This window comes from Microbacterium sp. 2216-1 (assembly GCF_046507855.1).
Lineage (GTDB): Bacteria > Actinomycetota > Actinomycetes > Actinomycetales > Microbacteriaceae > Microbacterium > Microbacterium esteraromaticum_C.
The window spans coordinates 874160-892453 of sequence record NZ_JBKFTM010000001.1 but is presented as its reverse complement, the minus strand read 5'-3'; the positions used below and the strand labels follow the sequence as shown (position 1 = coordinate 892453).

The following is an 18294-nucleotide window of genomic DNA, read 5'->3' as shown; positions in this document are numbered from 1 at the left end:
CTCAGTGCTCGCCCGCCACCCGCCAGTCGATCTCGGCGGCGCCGTGCTGCTCGAGCAGGGCGTTGGTGCGCGAGAAGGGCCGCGACCCGAAGAACCCGCGCCGCGCCGACAGCGGTGAGGGGTGCGCGGACTCGATCGTCGGAACATCGCCGAGCTTCGGTTTCAGGCCTGAGGCGTCCTTTCCCCACAGGATCGCGACGAGTGGTTCACGGCGCGCGACGAGCGCACGGATCGCCAACTCGGTCACCTTCTCCCATCCCCACCCGCGGTGGGATGCGGGGGCGCCGGGCCGCACGGTGAGCACGCGGTTCAGCAGCAGCACGCCCTGGTCGCTCCACGCGGTGAGATCACCGTGGGGTGCAGGAGGGATGCCCAGATCGCTCTCGCGTTCGCGATAGATGTTCACCAGACTGCGCGGCAACGGCCGTACCTCGCGGTCGACGGCGAACGACAACCCGATGGCGTGTCCCGGTGTCGGATACGGGTCCTGGCCGGTGATCAACACGCGCACGTCGTCGAACGGGCGCTGGAACGCGCGCAGGACGTACTCGTCGGCGGGTAGGTGTCCGATCCCCACGGCCTGCTCGGAACGCAGCCGGTCGCCGAGTGCGTTCAGCAGGGGTTGCGCCGGCGCGAGCGCGCGCGCCCAGCCCGGGTCGATCAGGCCCGCATCGGCCAGCTCTCCGAGGGACCGCACCATCAGTCGACGTCGGTGCGCACGTGCAGCGGGCCACGGGCGAGCAGGTGCTGCGCGGACTGCGCCACCGGACGCATCGTGACCAGGTCGAGATTGACCCGGCGCGGTGCGCTGAGTGCGTACGCGATCACGTCGGCGACGTCCTCGGCCAGCAGCGGCTCCTCCACGCCCGCGTAGACGGCCTCGGCCGCGACGCTGTCGCCGCCGAGTCGGTTGAGCGTGAACTCCTCGGTGTGCACCATGCCCGGTGCCACCTCGACGACCCGGATCGGCTCCCCGTTGAGCTCCTGGCGCAGCACCTTCACAAGCATCGCCTCCGCGGCCTTCGCCGCGTTGTAACCCGCACCACCGGGGTACGCCGTCTGAGCGGCCGTCGATGTCACGAAGACCGTGTCGGCGTGGCCATCGTCGGCCGCCGCGCGTCGCAGCAGGGGCAGGATGCCCGAAACCAGCCGCTGCGTCGCAAGCACGTTGGCGTCATACATCCACTGCCAGTCGGCGACCGAGCCCGCCTCAACGCTGTCGGTGCCACGGGCGCCACCGGCCACCTGCACCAGCGCGTGCACGGGACCGGTCTTCGCCAGCTCGTCGATCAGGGCATCCACCGCGCGCTGATCGGTGAGATCGCAGGCGATTCCGGTCGCACCGGTCTCGGCGGCGAGCACCGCGAGCCGCTCCTCTCGCCGGGCTACCCCGACAACGTCCCAACCGCGGGCGCGCAACGCACGCACCGTCGCCTCTCCGATACCCGTGCTCGCTCCGGTCACCACGGCTCGTCTGTTCACCATGCCTCCACCGTACGTCCTTTGCCACGGGCATCCGACTCCGGCGTGTTACGTAACATTTCTGGGCGCTTGTTGACGCGTGCGCCGCATCCGTACTCTCACTACAAGGCATCCGCCGCTCGACCCCTACCCGCACCCTGACCTCGGGAGAACCTCATGTCCGCAACTGAGAACTGGCGCTTCGAGACCAAGCAGATCCACGCCGGCGCCGCACCCGACCCGGTCACCAAGGCGCGCGCCACGCCGATCTACCAGACCACCTCCTACGTGTTCGACAACGCCGACCACGCAGCGAACCTGTTCGCCCTGGCAGAGTTCGGCAACATCTACACCCGCATCCAGAACCCGACCCAGGACGTGCTCGAGCAGCGCCTCGCCGCACTCGAAGGGGGCACCGGCGCCCTCGTCCTCGCCAGCGGCCAGGCTGCAGCGACCTTCGCCGTGCTCAACGTCGCTCAGGCCGGCGACCACATCGTCTCGTCGTCGTCGATCTACGGCGGCACCTACAACCTGTTCAAGTACACGCTCGCCAAGCTGGGCGTCGAGGTCACGTTCGTCGAGAACCAGGACGACGCGGAAGAGTGGCGCGCGGCGGTGCGCCCGAACACCAAGCTGTTCTTCGCCGAGACGATCGGCAACCCGCAGATCAACGTGCTCGACATCCGTACCGTCGCCGACGTCGCCCACGAGAACGGTGTTCCGCTGATCGTCGACAACACGATCGCCACCCCCTACCTGATCCGTCCGTTCGAGCACGGTGCCGACATCGTCATCCACTCCGTCACGAAGTTCCTCGGCGGACACGGCACCACCATCGGCGGCGCGATCATCGACGGCGGCAGCTTCGAGTGGTCCAAGAACGTCGAGAAGTTCCCGGGCCTGACCGAGCCCGACCCCTCGTACCACGGCGCCAGCTACACGACCGCGGTCGGTGACGGCCTGGCGTACATCATCAAGGCGCGCGTGCAGCTGCTGCGCGACCTCGGCTCGGCGATCGCACCGCAGAGCGCGTGGAACCTGCTGCAGGGCGTCGAGACGCTGTCGCTGCGCATCGAGCGACACGTGCAGAACGCCCAGCTGATCGCCGAGTGGCTCGACGACCACGACGACGTCGCCTCGGTGAACTACTCGGGACTGCCCTCGTCGCCCTGGTACGCGAAGGCCAACCAGTACGCTCCGAAGGGTGTCGGCGCAGTGCTGTCGTTCGAGCTCAAGGGCGGCGTCGAGGCCGGACGCGAGTTCGTCAACAGCCTGTCGCTGTTCAGCCACCTCGCCAACATCGGCGACGTGCGTTCGCTGGTCATCCACCCGGCGTCCACCACCCACTCGCAGCTGTCGCCCGAGGCGCAGCTCGCCAGCGGAGTCACGCCCGGCCTGGTGCGTCTGTCGGTGGGTCTGGAGAACATCGACGACCTCAAGGCCGACCTGGACCACGCACTCGCCGCTGCGCGTCGCGTAACCGAGGCTGCTCGCGCCTGACATCGGCACCTCCTCCGGCGGGCCCCACCTCTCCTGGTGGGGCCCGCCGTCGTCTTTCACGGCCGCGCTGTGTAACCTGCCGGCACGACCCGCACGCGCAGGCGAGAATGGAAGCATGGACTGGCAGACGACCTCCGAGGACACGGTGCCGTCGGCTCCCGTGACCGAAGCCGACGTGCGTCTGCTGCGCGCACGCCCGCCCGCCACCGGCGCCTGGCGCGACGGCGATCCGGTTGGCGACCGCCGGTTCACCGTGTTGAGCGACCTGCGCACCGAGAACGGTGACCATCTGCCGGTCGCGCGCATCGCCTGGGAGTCCTGGGGGCAGCTGAACGCGGCCCGCGACAACGCGGTCCTGATCCTGCACGCCCTGACCGGCGACAGCCACGTGCGCGGTAACGCCGGCCCCGGGCATCCGACTGCGGGCTGGTGGCAGGACATCGTCGGCCCAGGAGCGGCGATCGACACCGACCGGTGGTTCGTGATCGCTCCGAACATGCTGGGCGGATGCCAGGGTTCGACGGGCCCGGCGAGCATCGCCCCCGACGGACGCGAGTGGGCGTCCCGCTTTCCGTACCTGACCATCCGCGATCAGGTCAGCGCGCAGATCCGCCTCGCAGACGAACTGGGCATCGACCGCTGGGCCGCCGTGATCGGTGGCTCGATGGGCGGCATGCACGCCCTGGAGTGGGCAGTCATGCAGCCCGAGCGCGTCGAACGCCTCGCCGTGCTGTCCTCTCCCCCGGTGACGACGGCCGATCAGTTGGCGCTGAACTTCGTGCAGCTGGAGACCGTGCGGATGGACCCGCGTTTCGCCGGCGGCGAGTACTACGACGCCGGTCTCGGAGACGGCCCGCACCGCGGGCTCGCACTTGCCCGCCGCATGGCGCTGCTGAACTACCGCAGCCCGATCGAGCTGAACCAGCGCTTCCAGCGCTCATGGCAGTCGGGGGTGTCGCCGTTGGGTCGCGGCGGCCGGTTCGCGGTCGAGTCGTACCTCGATTTCCACGGCAACAAGTTCACACGGCGCTTCGACGCGAACAGCTACATCACAGTCGTCGAGGCGATGAACTCGCACGACATCGGACGCGACCGGGGCGGCGTCGAGCAGGCGTTGCACACCATCACCGCCCGTTCCCTGGTGCTCGGTGTCGATACCGACCGGTTGTTCCCCGTGGACGGGCAACAGCGCATCGCGCGCAGCATCCCGAACCTGATCGACGACGAGGCGGTCGTACTCACCAGCGACTTCGGGCACGACGGCTTCCTGATCGAGACCGACCTCGTCGGCGCGCACCTCGAGCGGCTCCTCGCGTCATAGCGGTGTGCGCGGCACGGATGCCGTCAGCTGCGCTCGTACACCCAGGGCAGCGCGTCCATCGTGAGCCGGTGCCGCGCTCCGACTGCGCCCGGGGCGTCCGGATAGTCCTCGTCGCCCGCCCACATCGCGCGTCGTCCGGTGGCGGTGCTGAGCATGCGTGTCTCGTACCGGGCGAGCTCACCGGCCGCGGCGAAGGCCGCATCGACGCTGGCGTGCGCAAGCAGCCCGCGCAGCGTCACCCAGGTCGGTGGGAACAGGGCGAGGCTGCCCGCGGCGTGGGCGTCAAAGGCACGTTGCGGGGTCATCCAGGCCGCATCGACGATCTCGCCGGGGTTGACGCGCACCTCGTCCCCGTGTTCGCGCGCCAGGAAGAACCAGGTGCGATAGCGCACCGGGGTCTCGGCCGGCGGCACCCACCGCGAGAGCGGCCGCAGCGAGTGCACCCGGATCGCCGCTTCCTCCTGCGTCTCACGCGTGGCTGCATGACGGGCGGCATCCGCTTCATCGCGTGCGCGATCGCGGTCGGCGGAGTCGACGCGCCCTCCGGGGAACACCCAGGCGTCGGCGAACGACCCCGAAGATGGACGGCGCAGCAGCAGCGTCTCCAGTCCGTCGACACCGTCGCGCAGCACGACTGCGGTGCCGGCGATGCGAATGCCGGCGGCAATACCGCCCTGCTCGGCGAAGTCCACCGGGCTACTCTACGTCGTCGCGACGCTGCGCGTCCGATCTTCTGGCGTGCGGCTCACCGTCGGAACCCGGTTCTCAACTGTGTTTCGTGCACTCATTTCCGAATTCCGGTAGCAGATAACAACATTTTCTGCCAGCTCCCGATGACTAATTCTCCACACGAACCGAGCACCGAGAACGCCGCGCAGGAAAGTCGATTCCTCGGGCCGCGAGTCGCGATTCACCTGTTCCATTCGGTAGAATACTGGTTGGCGTATCAGGTGCACACGGAAATCAATCCGTCATCTCCGCGCTGCAAGTCGAAGGAGATGCGCATGAGCGCGAGAATAGGTATGGTCGACGACCATCCCGCCGTGGTTCTCGGCGCGGCAGCCATAATCAATGCGCACCCACGCCTCAGGATGGTAAAAGCGGCTCGAACAGCCCAAGAACTCGTGGACAGCAGGAGTCCGTTCGATCTGATCCTGCTCGACCTCCAGCTCGCTGACGGTTCGACACCTGCTGAGAATGTGCTAAGACTCGGCGCACTCGGAGCGCCGATCCTTGCTTTCACCGGCGGAGAACGACCAGAACTCGTTCGAGCAGCCGCACGGGCCGGCGTCGCGGGCATGATCCGAAAGTCCGAGCATCCCGACGCTCTTGTCGCGACGCTACTCGCAGTTCTACAGGGCCGGCCCGTCGCCACCCCCGACTGGGCAGCCGCACTTGACGAGGACCGAGACTTCGTCCGCGCACAGCTCAGTCCGCGAGAGGCCGAGGTGCTGGCGCTCTATGCATCCGGCGAGACCGCGGAGCGCGTTGGCTCGGAACTGCACATCTCCCGGGAGACCGTGTTGGATCATATCCGCCGTATCCGCGCCAAGTACGCCTCCATCGATCGCCCGGCCCCCACCAAGGTTGATCTGTTCAGACGCGCCGTGGAGGACGGACTGGTCGGACAGCGGGAGTGATGGGGGTCGACAACGAAGCCACCGCACGTGCAGATCGGCAGACAGGGTGGCTGATCGCGCTGTGTGCGGTCGTGTTCCTCGCCACGCGAGCTTCGCTCGCCTGGTCCCAGGTCGACGAGTTCTCGCTCTGGTGGCTCGTTGCATCCGGCGTCGCCGCGGGCTCGTTCCTGACCATGGCGGTGTTCGGCCGCCAATTGCCGATGCCCATCCTGCGCGTGCTGTGGTTGTGGACGCCGCTGTTGCTGCTGGCGCTGCAGCTGCTCTCATATGCGGCCTACCAACACCCTGGGGGCGATGCCCTGCCCTGGGTATGGTCGCTCGAAGCGGCGGCCGGGAGCATGCTCGTGCTGGTGCTCAGAGCTCGCTACGCATTCGCCCTAGCCGTGTTCTCAGGTGTCAGCGTTGCCCTCTCCGCGTGGCTGTTCGCCGGTGCGGTTCCCTCAACGATCCTGGAGGTGACGCCTCCTCACGTCAGCAACATCGCGTTCGTCGCGATCTTCCTGGGCATCCGACAGCGCATCACCGCGCTCAACGAGAGCGAAACCCTCGCCCGCGAGGCGTCGGAGAGAAGCGCGCGTGCCGTTGCAGAGACTGCTCAGCGAGCCCGACTCGGACGGGTCGTACACGACGAAGTGCTCTCCGTGCTTCTCGCTGCCCGAATGTTCCACGGCGCGACGCCGGCCGCGCTTCGAATCGAAGCGACGCAGGCGCTGGCCGTTCTCGACAGCGCAGATCCCGCCCCGGGAAGCGCGGAGGTCCCGGCGGACGCCGCACTGGCACAGCTGCAGAGCCGTCTGCAGAGGATCGCCCCTCAGACCGGCTTCATCCTGCGGCATGACGACGGGCAGGTGTCCGTGCATGCGGTAACGCATATGGTCGCCGCCGTCGCAGAAGCGTTGAGGAACGCGGTGCGGCACGCCCGCGCGACGACCATCACAGTCCAGGCAACGGTCACTGGCGGGGGTATCCACGTCATCGTGACGGATGACGGAGTGGGTTTCGATGAGACAGTTCTGAACGATGCCGCCACGCGGGGGCGCTTGGGTGTGGCTGAGAGCATCCGCGGGCGGATGAGAGACATCGGCGCAGAGGCCAGCGTCCGCTCCACGCCCGGACGAGGAACGGAGATTCAGCTGAGGTGGGAACCATGACGAACCACTCACCCCGAACACGTCGGCCGCGTTCTCGCTACTACGCATCCGAAACGGCAAGGGAGACCGCGCGCGGAACCGGAGCCTCGGGACTCGCGAGCTCAGCGGCCCGGTGGACGATTGTCGTCGCGTGGTTCTGCATCGTGGCATCCGGAGTACTCGATGGCGCATTCACCCCTCTCAACGTCTGGGTACCGGTCGCCTACCTTGCCGCCTTCGCCGGCATCTTCGCCCTCACGGATGCCCGCGACAGTCCCCTCCTCGGCGCTCGCGCCCTAGCGGTGCCAGCGCTCTCTATCGTCTCGACACTCCTGATCCTGCTCGGAACCCAAGGCACCGAGGCCTATTGGCTGGTCAACTTCGCCAGCTATCTCACAGCGCTCCAGATTGCGCGCGGGAACACGGCCGCGGGACTGTCGGGGGCCGTGCTGCAGGCGGCCTGCGTGGGCGCCTGGGCCGTCGTGACGGAACAGTCGAGCACTGTCGTCGTATCGATGCTCACCATTCCCGCAACAGCGCTCATCCTCAGCGCGGTCTGGAGAACCGTCTTGCGCGGGATCGTGCAGCGCGAACGCTCTCACCGATCGGATAGCGCGGAAGCAGAGCGCGTTGCCACAGCGGCAGCTACCGCAGCGGAGAAGTACAGGCAGGAGTTCGAGTCGATCGGAACGCTGGTGAGACCGACGCTGCAACGGATCAGCGCCGGCGAGCCGATGACCGATGACCTTCGCACGGAAGTCGTGCTGCTCGAGGCGCGCGTTCGCGATCGGATCCGTGCGACTCGACTGCAGCACCCGCTCTTGGTCGCTGCAGCTTCCCGCGCGAGGAGTCGTGGCATCACTGTGACGATGCTCTCCGATGCCGCAGAACTGCGGATGATCGGCGATGAGGCAGCGAGGACACTCGCTGGGGAACTCGACGCCGCAGGGGCGGTGACAAGGGCGACGATCTCAACGACTCTGCGCGATCCCTCGCGAATCACCCTGGTCCTCGACGGGCCACTGAGCCACAGGCGGCTTCACGTGCGGGATATCTCAGGCGATGAACCTCGAAACGGGGGGCCAGCACTGTTCCCGCTACGACCGGGTCTTTAGCGTCTCTTCCGTGATCGCGGCGCGGTGGGACGTCGCAACGCCCACATCAGATAGACAGAGGTGAGCAGAACGCAAGCCGCAAGCGTTGGCGCCCACCACGGAAATCCGGGCACATCGGGGCTGGAGCCCGCCGCTGCGATGTCGCCGGCCGGCGTTGGCGTCACACGCTCTCCCGTGACCAGAATGCGTTGAGTGTTGATCCCGAGAGGTGTGCACGTAACGAGCGTGACAAGGTCCGCATCGGGAACGAGCCGGAGCGTCTCTGTGTCGGTCGGCTCCACGACCTGGGTCTCGCGAACTCGGTAGGTCAGTACATCGCCGTACACCTCGATCGTGAACGTGTCCCCCACAGCGACTCGATCGAGATTGGTGAACATCTCAGCATTCGCGAGACCACGATGCCCGGTGAGCACCGAATGGGTCGATGCGCCACCGACCGGCAGGCTGGTTCCCTGAAGATGCCCGATCCCTTTCAAAAGGGTTTCATCGCTGGTGCCATGGTAAATGGGTAGATCCGCCGAGATCTTCGGAATCTTTATTCTGGACATCAGTCCGCTGCTATTCGCAGAAAGTAACTGCTCGTAGTCAATCTTCGCGCTCGACTGGCCCTCCCCCGAAGGCACATTCGAGTTCGCTTCAAGAACTGCTTGCCCCGTGAGCCCCGCATTGTACAATCGCGCGAGACCAAGCTCCTCATCAATGCCCTCCGCGGGGAGCAACGTCACCTCATCGGACATTTGCGAAATCAACTGAGACTGCTGATACTGCGTGATCCACGCGGATGCTGTGGGATAGAGAACGGTCAGCACCCCGGCGAGGAACACGATCGCGACAACAACGGGAACGAAGACATCGACACGAGCGCGACGGCTCGGACTCGCGGTCACGGCCGGCGCGCCGGTGCCGGGAACAGTTGCTCCCGACACCGGCGCGCCTGCCAGGTCACTCTGCTGCGTCAAGACGTCAGTTGGTCTCGACGGCTGCCTGACGCCGACGGCTCATCGAGTACATCGCCAGCCCCGTCGCGATCAGCAGCAGCGCGCCGCCACCGATCATCAGCGAAGTGGTGCCCTCAGCACCGGTGAGCGGCAGCGTGAGCTGCGACTCCTGCGCGTTCGGCACCGACACCGACACCGGCTGGGTGAGCGAACCGGCGTTCACGACGACCTCGATAGGAGTGCTGTCGAGGATGTAGCCGGCCGGGGCGACGGTCTCAACAAGCCAGTACGTCTGGCTGCTGGTCGCCGTCTCGCCGGCCCAGAGGCCGGGGATCGAGACGGTGCCGTCAGCACCGGTCGTGAACTCGGTCGCGCCGTTGGCGACAATCGGGTTGGTGCCGGCGAGGGCGTCGGCTTCGGTCGCGTAGACGCTGAACGATGCTCCCGCGAGAGTCGCGTTCACATCGCCTGTGGCGTGCTTCAGGATCGCCACATCGCCCCAGTAGGTGTTGACCTCGTTGGTTTCGGTGCCCGACCCCGTGGTCGGCTCGTTGATGAACACGGTGGCCGTGTTGGGGATGTCTCCCAGCCCGTGGACGGTCGTGTCGAACTCGAGCGTGACGATGCCGCCGGGGGCAGCGGCCAGCGACGTCAGGGCAGCTGCATCAAGGCTGACGGCCAGAGTGCCGCCCCGGCCGTCAGCGTCGGCGCCGGTGAAGGACTCGGTGAAACCGATCGGGGTGCCGTCCAGGCTGACCTGGGCGGATGACGCAACGTAGGCCAGACGCGGGTCGAGCGTGTCGGTGATGTGGAACTCGGTGAAGGTCTCGCCCTCGGGGAGCGAAGGAACCTTGACGTCGACCGACCAGGTCACGATCGACCCCAGACCATACTCGTCCGGGTTCTGGACGCTCTTGGTTGCCTGAGTGAGCGAGTTCTTCGGGTAGACGTGCACGTCCGAGTTCCAGGTGCCCTCGCCCAGCGGGATCGGAACGGTCACCACGAAGGGTGCGGCTTCGAGCACGACGTTGGCCGGGTCGCCGTTCGGCAGCGTCGCACCGCTGGAATCGGTCTCGACCACGAGGTACGCACCGACGGGGAGCGTCTGGGTCGAGGTGGACCCGTCGACACCGGTGGTGAGCACGATGGGAGTTCCGAGCGTCGTCGCGAGGCTGGTGTCGGCGGCGTAATCCCGGGCGAGATCCCAACCGGCCTCGGTTGTGAGGTCGACATCGGTGATCGGGTACACCGTGAACTCAACGTTCCCCAGAGCGGTGAGTCCGGTGGTGTCGATCGTGCCACCATCGTTGTTCGCCGAGCCGACCGGCGAAGGCTGCTCGAACTTGTGAATCGTGAGCGATCCGTCGTCCGTGGGCATGTCGAACGGCTCTGCCGCCGATGCCGAGGAGGCGATCGACACCGCTCCGAGCAACGCCAGGGCCGAAGCCCCCAACGCCGCTGTCAGTCGCGAGAGGCGACCGCGCCGATGAGTAGTCAACATAGAGGATTCCCCATTTCTTTCTGTGTGATTTGTGTTCGGGTAGGAACGGAAGAAGTAACGATGAGAGGCGCTGCGGACGACATCCCGGTTCATGGCTGCACTCGTCTGCGCAGCACGAACCAGGCACCGCTCGCCGCGGCGATGAGCACGGCGGCTCCTCCGGCGATCAGGAACATGTCGCTGGCCGCACCGCCCGTGAGCGGGAGAACCACGCCGGTCTGCTGCTCGTTGACGATGTCATCGAGTGTGGTGACGCGCGTGCTGGAGAGCACCTGCACAGTGCGGGGGGTGTTGTCGAGCAGGTAGCCGAAAGGCGCCTTCGTCTCGATCAGCTGGTAGCTGCCCGGAGTCAGCCCGACGAGCAAGAAGGTTCCCCCCTCGGAGCTCTGATCTGCTCCTGTGCACGGCGCCTCAACGCAGTCGGAGATCGTGATGACCTCACCCGTGGGAAGTCCAGCGTCGTCGAGGGGCTGCAGGGTCCACTCCGACCCGGACAGCAATCCGCCGCTGTCGTTCGTCTTCGACCACTGCAACGCGCCGAGGATGTTCGTCGTGGCGCAGGACTCGTCCGCGTCGTTGGGCTCGGGGCACGGGTTCAGCGGTGTGACCGGAGTTGGGCCGTCCACCCCCCAGCGGTTGACCAGTTCCACGCCGTTCTCGTCTTCCGGTACCGTGTTTCCCTCAGCGATAGCGACGGTCACGGTGAAGTTGAACACCTGGCCGAGCGGCATCGTGGCGAGCTGCCACGTGACGACACCGCCGTCGTGTGTTCCCCCACCGGATGCGCTCACGAAGACCACGCCTTCGGGGAGCGTGTCGCGAAGGGTGATGTCAGAGATGTCTCGGCCACCATCGTTGACCGCGGTCACCGTGTAAGTGAGCTCGTCACCGACTCTCGCTTGTTCCTTGTCGACGATCTTGTCGATCGTTATGTGGGAGTAGTCCTTGTGTGCGACGCCCACTCGAGCTGCCTCTACCGCCGGGAGAACCTGACCGTTGTCTGCATTTGTCTGCGACGCCGCGAAGGTGTTCCAGGCAATATCAGAGTCGATGATCCCGCTCGGCGTGGTCATGTTGATCTCGATGCGGAACCCCGTGTTGAACGCGTAGGTCTGGATCGAGACGAACTTCAGCGCCGTGATCTGCTCCAAGAGGGCTGCCGAGGGGCTCGCCGGCATCAGCGTCCAGTCGTCCACGCATCCCGGATTCTGCGCATCTGGCAGCGCCTCAGGTCGGCATGGGTTGTCCGAGACGGAGTAGTAGGCGGTGACTCCAACGGGAAGCGGACCAAGACTCGCCAGCGTCGGCGTGAACGTGCTGCCACGCTGTTGGTCGATCGTCGTGGGGATCGTTCCGGCATCGCCGGGGGTTGGCAGCAGGTCGTACAGCACCACATCCGTCATCGCCGCGAGGCTCTTATTGGTCCAGTCGAGACGGAAGGTCGCCGTCCCCCCGGTGCCCTCGACGTATCCGATCGCCGGGAACGTCTTGAACGTGGTGTCGTTGCTCCCCCGCACCGACTTCACGACCTGCACCGCTTCTGACGTCGGTTCGGGGTTCACGACAAATGTGGTCGTTGAACGGCAGGTGAAGTCGGCACCGGTCGATCCGGACACTGCGGCCCCCTGCAGGCAGGTGCTCTGCGTTGCAGGGTCAGCCAGGTTCACCGAGACTGTGTTGCTGTAGCTCCCGGGAGACGGCGAGATCGACGGCACGGCGACGTCGAATCGCAGCCGATCCCCGAGACCGGAAGCCAGAAGTTCGTTGATCGTCTCCGCGGTCACCGTGACTGTCACGACGGTGCGGCCCGTACTGGGATCCACGGCGATCGTCGTCGTCGTTGCGATGTCCTCGACGTAACCAGCCGTGGCGTAGCGGTACACATCGGCGACGATCGGGCCATCGACGGTCCATCCCGCGGGCAGTGTGTCGGTAAACGTCAGATCGCCGGTCGTTTCCCCGGACAGGAAGACCTCAGAGGTGAACTTGAACGCCTTGTCTGTCGTTGAGTAGATCTTCTTCGCACCGATCTGCGGCCCTTCCTTGACATAGATCGTGCCGATGGACGTCAGCGACGCAGCATAGGGCGAAGACTCCTCAGGGACGAACGATTCGACAGTCCCCTGATTGCGGATCAGATCACCGGCGTTGCGGTCCTCGTCGACATACCCACCGATCAAGACCTGCGTTCTCGTGTTCGTCATGCCCTCGGCGCGCGGGATAGATATCTCGGCGACCTGTCCCACCACGTCGTCGGGCACACGGTACGTGCGAGAGATCGCGCCGTTCGCGGCCGTGCCGGAGGAGGCCTGGAGCGTCAACGCGACCACCGTGCCATCGACGAGACGGGCGTTGACCACCAGGCTGTCGGGAACGCCCACGCGGCTCACATCGGCCGGCGCGAGTACCGTAACGAGCGTCGGGTGAAACGCGGGATCCGTGCACAGTGTTCCGCCTGCGGGGTAGCTCATGTATGCGGCGCCTGAGACGTTGGTATTGCACGGCATGGGGTCCGTTAAGGTGAACTCGACGTCGGGCTGGCTCTGCTGAATCTCGAGCTGGTACATCGCTTCGATGCGGAACCTGAGGGCGTCGTTGTTCGAGTTCGGCAGGGGCGTGAGCTGATAGCTGCTCGACGGCTGTGCTGCCACGCCGAGACCCAGCCAGGGGCCGGGGTAGGTCGCAGATCGGTATCCGTTGAGGACGTAGTCCTTCTGATAGTCACCCACCGAGTTGAGCAGCGGCCCGATGCCGAACTTCGAGGTGGTCGCACCCGGGATGATGTCCACGACCGTGATCTCATCGCTGCCTGACGCAGTCACGGTGGCCCCGCTCAGAGAGGTACCTGTCGCCGTCGCCGTGTTTGCGATCACCGTCGCGTCTGGAACGTCGGCGCCGACTTCGGCGCTGATCGTGACCGGGACGGCGGTTCCGGTTCCTTTCGAGCACCGGTCGCCGAGCTGCGCTGCAGTGAGCGTGAACGTCACAGTCTGACCGGACACGACCGCGCCGCTCGGCGAGCTCGACACGTAGGTGAGCCCTGCGGGAAGCGTGTCCGACAGAACAAGCTGCGTGAGATCCTCAGCACCATGGCCCGAACCAGCACTGGGGCAGTCCCAGGCCAGGGAGTACACGACCACGTCTCCGGGACGGAAGTACCCGACATTCGCGGTCTTCGTGAGCTTGATCGACGTGGCGGCAGTGACGGTGGAAGCGACACCCGGCGCGCTCACCGTCGGAGTATCGTCGCTGAACGACATGGTGGGCGCGAGCGTCCAACTGGTGCCATCCAGAGTGGTCCGGTTCGGCGGCGTGATCGTGAATCCGATGACTCCGGACGTGCCCTGCACAAGGTCGTCGAGTCGAATGACCAGGTGTCCGCTGCTGTCCACCTCCCAATCCACGATCATCGGGTTCTCCCCGACCTGGATCGGTAGACCAGCCGCGTCCCCCAGAGGAATCGTGATCACCGGATCGGTGGCGCAGGGGTCGGCGTTGACGTTGCTGCACCCATACGTGATGCCGTAGTTGAACGCGATGCCGGACGCCTGCGGCGATGGCGAGAGCGCAGCGATGCTCAGGGTCGGCTGCGAGTTCGCATCGGCCACGGCACCGGTTGGCGCGAACAGTCCGATCCCGATGGCCACAATCGCGAGCATCGCCAGGAAAACGCGACGCGCACGCATCGCCGCGCGATGACGTATCGCCGCCATGACTCCCGATGGTGCTGGTGTCGATGCCAAGGGGTCCCCCAAACTTCTCGCGCAGAGCTGTGGTGACTCGGTGCGCGTATCACGCCGTCGCAACGGGCAGCAGCCCGAAACCCCCCACAGGAAATTAGACGGGAGGTTCGGGCGTTTCTGACGCTCAGGCGCGAAGAACCCCTACTTGTGGGGGATCGGAATGATCTCAATGACGTCGCGTACGGCCATCAGCGCGAACAGCGCACCCCTCGGAGTCGCGAACCTGAGCCCCCTCCTCACGTCGCGACCACACGACCGGGAGGGGCATGCCCCCGTCGCTCTACGACGCGACGGCGAGCACGGCCTCGGCGCGGGCGCGCTCGATGCGGTATGACAGCAACGCGATCAGCAGGCCTGCGGCAGCGAGCGCGGCGCCGACCCAGGATGGCGCGGTGAACCCCCAGCCGGCGGCGATGACAGCCCCGCCGAGGAAAGCGCCGAGGCTGTTGCCGACGTTCAGCGCCGAGTGGTTCAGAGCGGCGGCGATGGACTGGTTGTCACCCGCGACATCCATCAGGCGGGTCTGGATGGTCGGACTGAGCACCGACGAGACGACGCCGACCACCAGCACGAGCGCGCTCAGAGTGACGATCCAGGCCGAGACCAACGCGAGCACGACGAAGACGACCGTCATCGCGGCGAGTCCCCACAGCAGAGTGCGGCGCAGATCGATGTCGGCCAGGTGCCCGCCGATGAGGTTGCCGACGGTCATACCCACACCCATCAGCACGAGCACGATCGGCACGGTCCACTCGGCAGCGCCCGCGACCTCGGTGACGACGGGTGCGATGTAGCTGTACACGGCGAAGAACCCGCCGAAGCCGATGGCGCCGACCGCGAGCGCGAACCACACCTGCGTGCTGCGGAACACGCCGAGTTCCTCGCGCATCGTGCGCCCCGGTGAGCCGGGGTGCGCGGGGACGAATCGAGCAACGCACAGGGCTCCGACGGCGAAGACCAGCGTCACCACGGCGAAAGCGGTGCGCCAGCCCCACTGCTGGCCGAGGAAGGTGCCCAGCGGCACACCGATCACATTGGCGAGCGTGAGCCCGGTGAGGATGAACGCGACCCCCTTGGCGCGGTTGCCCGGGCCCATCACATCGGCCGCGACGAGCGCGCCGATGCCGAAGTACGCGCCGTGCGGCAGGCCGGCCAGCAGACGCGAGAGCGCGACCAGTTCGAAGGTGGGCAGCACCACGGTCAGGGCGTTGAACACGGTCAGTGCGATCGCGAGCACGATCATGACCCGGTGGCGCGGGAAGCGCGCGGCGAAGCCGGCGATGGTCGGGGCGCCGATGACGACACCCAGCGCGTACAGCGAGATCAGCCAGCCGGCGCGCCCGAGCGCCTCTTCGGGACTCTGCACCCACAGCGCGGGCAACAGGTCGGCGGCGATATCGGGTAGCAGCCCCATGACGACGAACTCGGTCATGCCGATGCCGAAACTGCCGATGGCGAGAGAGAGGAGCGCCATCTTCGCCGCACCCCTCGAAGTCTTCGAGGGATTCACTCGTCCATGCTAGCGATCTTCCGAGGAGTCGATCGCCGCCTCGAGCCGCTCGACCTTGGCATCGAGCTCACCCGAGTACCCCGGCCGGATGTCGGCCTTGAGCACGAGCGAGACGCGTGAACCGAACGGCGCGACCGCCTCGGTGGCGCGCTTGACGACATCCATCACCGTGTCCCAGTCCGGTCCCTCGATCTCGGTGAACATGCTGGTGGTGCGGTGCGGCAGGCCCGAGTCGCGCACGACCCGGACCGCCGCGGCGACGGCATCGTGCACCGAGGCGTCCTCTCGTCCGGTACCGGAGGGGGCGACGGAGAATGCGACGAGCATGGTTCCTCTTTCAGTCGAGTTGATCGCCCGTCAGACACGACGGTGCGGTCGGCGCGCTGGCACACGCATGATCGATCGTACGGCGAACACGAGCAGCACGATCAGGGCCGCGTTGCGCACCGTGATCAGCACGATCGGCAGCAGATGGGCGCGCAGCAGTCCGTCGTAGGTGAGCGGGTACACGGCGAAGGTCAGTGCGCACAGCATGAGCACGATGGCCGCCGGCGTCTGGGAGCGGGATCGGTCGAACACGATCCACAGAATCACCGGCACGAACAACCAGGTCTGGAACTGCGGCGACCCGACCTTGTTCGTCACGATCAGCGCGGCAACGAGAGCCAGCGACAGAGGCGGTAGCAGACGCCGCCAGTCAGCCCCGCGCTGTGCTCGCCATGCGCCGAGCACGACGATGGCTGCTACCACGACGATCATCACCGGGGTGAGCAGTGCGGCGATGGCATCCGCTCCCGGAGCCCCGATCTGGAACGTCAGGATCTCGATGCTGTAGTCGATAGAGGCCTTACCGAACAGGGCCAGCCACAGGAACGGTGTCGCGGCGACCGCCTCGATCTGCAGTCCGCGCCCGTTCTGCGTCGTCAGGAACCCGAACACGTCGGCGCCGATGAGCAGCAGGCCCGCGACCAGTACCGCGCACACGGTCGCAGCCGTCACCGCCACACGCAGGCTGCGCCGACCCGCGGCGATCGCGGCGAGCACCACGGCGCCGGGCCAGATCTTGATCCACGCGGCGAGCGTGAGCAGCGCGGTCCCGACGACCGGCCGCCGTGCGAGCCACAGCCCGCCGACCACAGCCAGCGGAACGGTGATGGCGTCCAGTCGGTAGAGTGCGATCGGTCCGAGCATGAGAAGCGCTCCGGTCCAGAACCACCCCGCGGCACGGCGCCCGCGATGCCGGCCCCGGCCGACGAGAACGGCGAAGGCGAGCAGGTCGCAGACGGTCACCAGCACCGCCCACGCGATCAGATACGCCGCTGTGACACCGAGCAACGGCAGCAGCGGTACGGCAAGCAGCTGGGTGAACAGCAGGGGCACGAGAGCGAGCTGCGGATACACCCAGGGCTCGGTGATGCCCATCACGTGCTCGCCCGAGAGCGCCGCACGAGCCCAGGGCTCGTACACCAGCACCACGTCACCCATAGGCTGATTCGGCAGCATCCACCCCAACCAAGCCACCACGGCGTGCGTGGCCACGAAAACGCTCCACAGCGCCAGGGCCGGCCACCTCATGCGCGGTGCCGGGCGGTCACGACAGCAGCTCCCCGACCGCGCGCGGCAGCGCCTCAGCGACGTCGAGCGCGACGATCGGATGCCCGGCGGCTCCCCCGGCGCTGCCCGACGCCAGAGCGGCCGCGTGCCCATGCAGCCAGACCCCGGCCGCGGCAGTCTCGTGCGGCGGCGCGGTGCCGCACGCAGCGAGGAGCGCGGCCAGGATGCCGGCGAGCACATCTCCGGTACCCGCCGTCGCCAACCAGTGCGGCGCATTGTCTACGACGATCGGTATCTGCCCCGGGGTGGCGATCAGGGTTCGAGCGCCCTTCAACAGCACCGTCGCACCGACCCGGTCAGCAGTCTCGATCACGGCCGCCACACGATCGTGCTCGGTCGTCAGGTCGGTCGCGGGCAAGCCCAATTGATCGCGCAGTCGCCTCAGCTCACCGGCGTGTGGCGTCAGCACCAGCGGTGCCGCTGCACCGTCCGCGAGATCGAGAGCACCCGCATCGACCACGACCGGTGTGGAACCGTCGAGGATCCGCTGCAGAGCTCGCTGCTCGTGCTCGCTGCGATGCGCAGCATCCGTTCCCGAACCGATCACCCAGGCACCCACCCGGGTGCTGCCGAGATCCTCACCGGCGACGGTCTCGGGCCGCCGGGCAAGAACCGCCTGAACCGCGTCGCCGACGTAGCGCACGTAACCGGCGCCGGTGCGCCAGGCCGCCTCGACCCCGAGCACGGCCGCGCCCGGGTACGTCGCCGACCCCGTACGCAGCGCCACGACACCCCGCGAGTACTTGTCGTCGTGCGCGGTGGGTACCGGCAGCACGGCGATGGTGTCGGCCCGCGTCCACTCCCGCAACATGTTTCCACGC

General features: G+C 66.9%; 15 protein-coding genes. 5 read left to right on the top strand and 10 right to left on the bottom strand.

All coding sequences use genetic code 11. The features are described 5' to 3' along the window. Position 1 precedes the first annotated feature (1 nt). Entirely contained in the window at positions 2 to 700 is a 699-nt protein-coding gene (locus ACLD0U_RS04010; RefSeq protein ID WP_410339902.1) for a uracil-DNA glycosylase, read from the bottom strand. Beyond that, entirely contained in the window at positions 700 to 1485 is a 786-nt protein-coding gene (locus ACLD0U_RS04005) for an SDR family oxidoreductase (protein WP_179411235.1), read from the bottom strand. The genes ACLD0U_RS04010 and ACLD0U_RS04005 overlap by 1 nt, the downstream gene beginning before the upstream one ends. Before the next feature lie 153 nt (positions 1486 to 1638). Between ACLD0U_RS04005 and ACLD0U_RS04000 the strand changes: the two genes are divergently transcribed. Together ACLD0U_RS04000 and ACLD0U_RS03995 are read left to right on the top strand one after the other, a co-directional pair. Then, positions 1639 to 2961: a bifunctional o-acetylhomoserine/o-acetylserine sulfhydrylase gene (locus tag ACLD0U_RS04000; RefSeq protein WP_410339901.1), complete on the top strand. Its 1323-nt coding sequence runs from the start codon at positions 1639 to 1641 to the stop codon at positions 2959 to 2961. A gap of 115 nt (positions 2962 to 3076) precedes the next feature. Further along, positions 3077 to 4282 (top strand): homoserine O-acetyltransferase MetX, encoded by a 1206-nt coding sequence (locus tag ACLD0U_RS03995; RefSeq protein ID WP_206550112.1) that lies wholly within the window; start codon positions 3077 to 3079, stop codon positions 4280 to 4282. A gap of 23 nt (positions 4283 to 4305) precedes the next feature. Here ACLD0U_RS03995 and ACLD0U_RS03990 read toward each other — a convergent pair whose 3' ends face one another. After that, a complete protein-coding gene (locus ACLD0U_RS03990; protein WP_410339900.1) occupies positions 4306 to 4974 on the bottom strand; it encodes an NUDIX hydrolase in 669 nt (222 codons plus the stop codon). Between the two features lie 312 nt (positions 4975 to 5286). Between ACLD0U_RS03990 and ACLD0U_RS03985 the strand changes: the two genes are divergently transcribed. Genes ACLD0U_RS03985 through ACLD0U_RS03975 form a run of 3 tightly spaced genes read left to right on the top strand, consistent with a single transcriptional unit; the run spans position 5287 to position 8167 of the window. Further along, positions 5287 to 5922 (top strand): LuxR C-terminal-related transcriptional regulator, encoded by a 636-nt coding sequence (locus ACLD0U_RS03985; protein ID WP_410339899.1) that lies wholly within the window; start codon positions 5287 to 5289, stop codon positions 5920 to 5922. Next, on the top strand, positions 5922 to 7073 hold the full coding sequence (locus ACLD0U_RS03980; RefSeq protein WP_410339898.1) for a sensor histidine kinase: 1152 nt from the start codon (positions 5922 to 5924) through the stop codon (positions 7071 to 7073). The genes ACLD0U_RS03985 and ACLD0U_RS03980 overlap by 1 nt, the downstream gene beginning before the upstream one ends. After that, positions 7070 to 8167 (top strand): hypothetical protein, encoded by a 1098-nt coding sequence (locus ACLD0U_RS03975; RefSeq protein ID WP_410339897.1) that lies wholly within the window; start codon positions 7070 to 7072, stop codon positions 8165 to 8167. Before ACLD0U_RS03980 ends, ACLD0U_RS03975 begins: the two co-directional genes overlap by 4 nt. Here ACLD0U_RS03975 and ACLD0U_RS03970 read toward each other — a convergent pair. The 7 genes from ACLD0U_RS03970 to ACLD0U_RS03940 all read right to left on the bottom strand — a co-directional run bounded on the left by ACLD0U_RS03970 (position 8164) and on the right by ACLD0U_RS03940 (position 18284). Further along, complete coding sequence (locus ACLD0U_RS03970) at positions 8164 to 9126, bottom strand: class C sortase (protein WP_410339896.1); 963 nt, start codon at positions 9124 to 9126, stop codon at positions 8164 to 8166. The genes ACLD0U_RS03975 and ACLD0U_RS03970 overlap by 4 nt on opposite strands. Before the next feature lie 4 nt (positions 9127 to 9130). Beyond that, entirely contained in the window at positions 9131 to 10606 is a 1476-nt protein-coding gene (locus ACLD0U_RS03965) for a SpaH/EbpB family LPXTG-anchored major pilin (protein ID WP_179411240.1), read from the bottom strand. Positions 10607 to 10695: 89 nt separating this feature from the next. Further along, positions 10696 to 14319 (bottom strand): SpaA isopeptide-forming pilin-related protein, encoded by a 3624-nt coding sequence (locus ACLD0U_RS03960; protein ID WP_410339895.1) that lies wholly within the window; start codon positions 14317 to 14319, stop codon positions 10696 to 10698. A 310-nt stretch (positions 14320 to 14629) separates the two neighbouring features. Next, the gene (locus ACLD0U_RS03955) at positions 14630 to 15823 is read right to left on the bottom strand and encodes an MFS transporter (RefSeq protein WP_410339894.1); all 1194 of its coding nucleotides are present in this window, start codon (positions 15821 to 15823) and stop codon (positions 14630 to 14632) included. 45 nt (positions 15824 to 15868) lie between these two features. Beyond that, positions 15869 to 16186 carry an MTH1187 family thiamine-binding protein gene (locus ACLD0U_RS03950; protein WP_179411243.1) on the bottom strand — a complete coding sequence of 106 codons (318 nt, stop codon included), beginning with the start codon at positions 16184 to 16186 and terminating at the stop codon, positions 15869 to 15871. Between the two features lie 30 nt (positions 16187 to 16216). After that, positions 16217 to 17434: a hypothetical protein gene (locus tag ACLD0U_RS03945; RefSeq protein ID WP_410339893.1), complete on the bottom strand. Its 1218-nt coding sequence runs from the start codon at positions 17432 to 17434 to the stop codon at positions 16217 to 16219. A gap of 16 nt (positions 17435 to 17450) precedes the next feature. After that, a complete protein-coding gene (locus tag ACLD0U_RS03940; RefSeq protein WP_410339892.1) occupies positions 17451 to 18284 on the bottom strand; it encodes an NAD(P)H-hydrate dehydratase in 834 nt (277 codons plus the stop codon). Positions 18285 to 18294 lie beyond the last annotated feature (10 nt).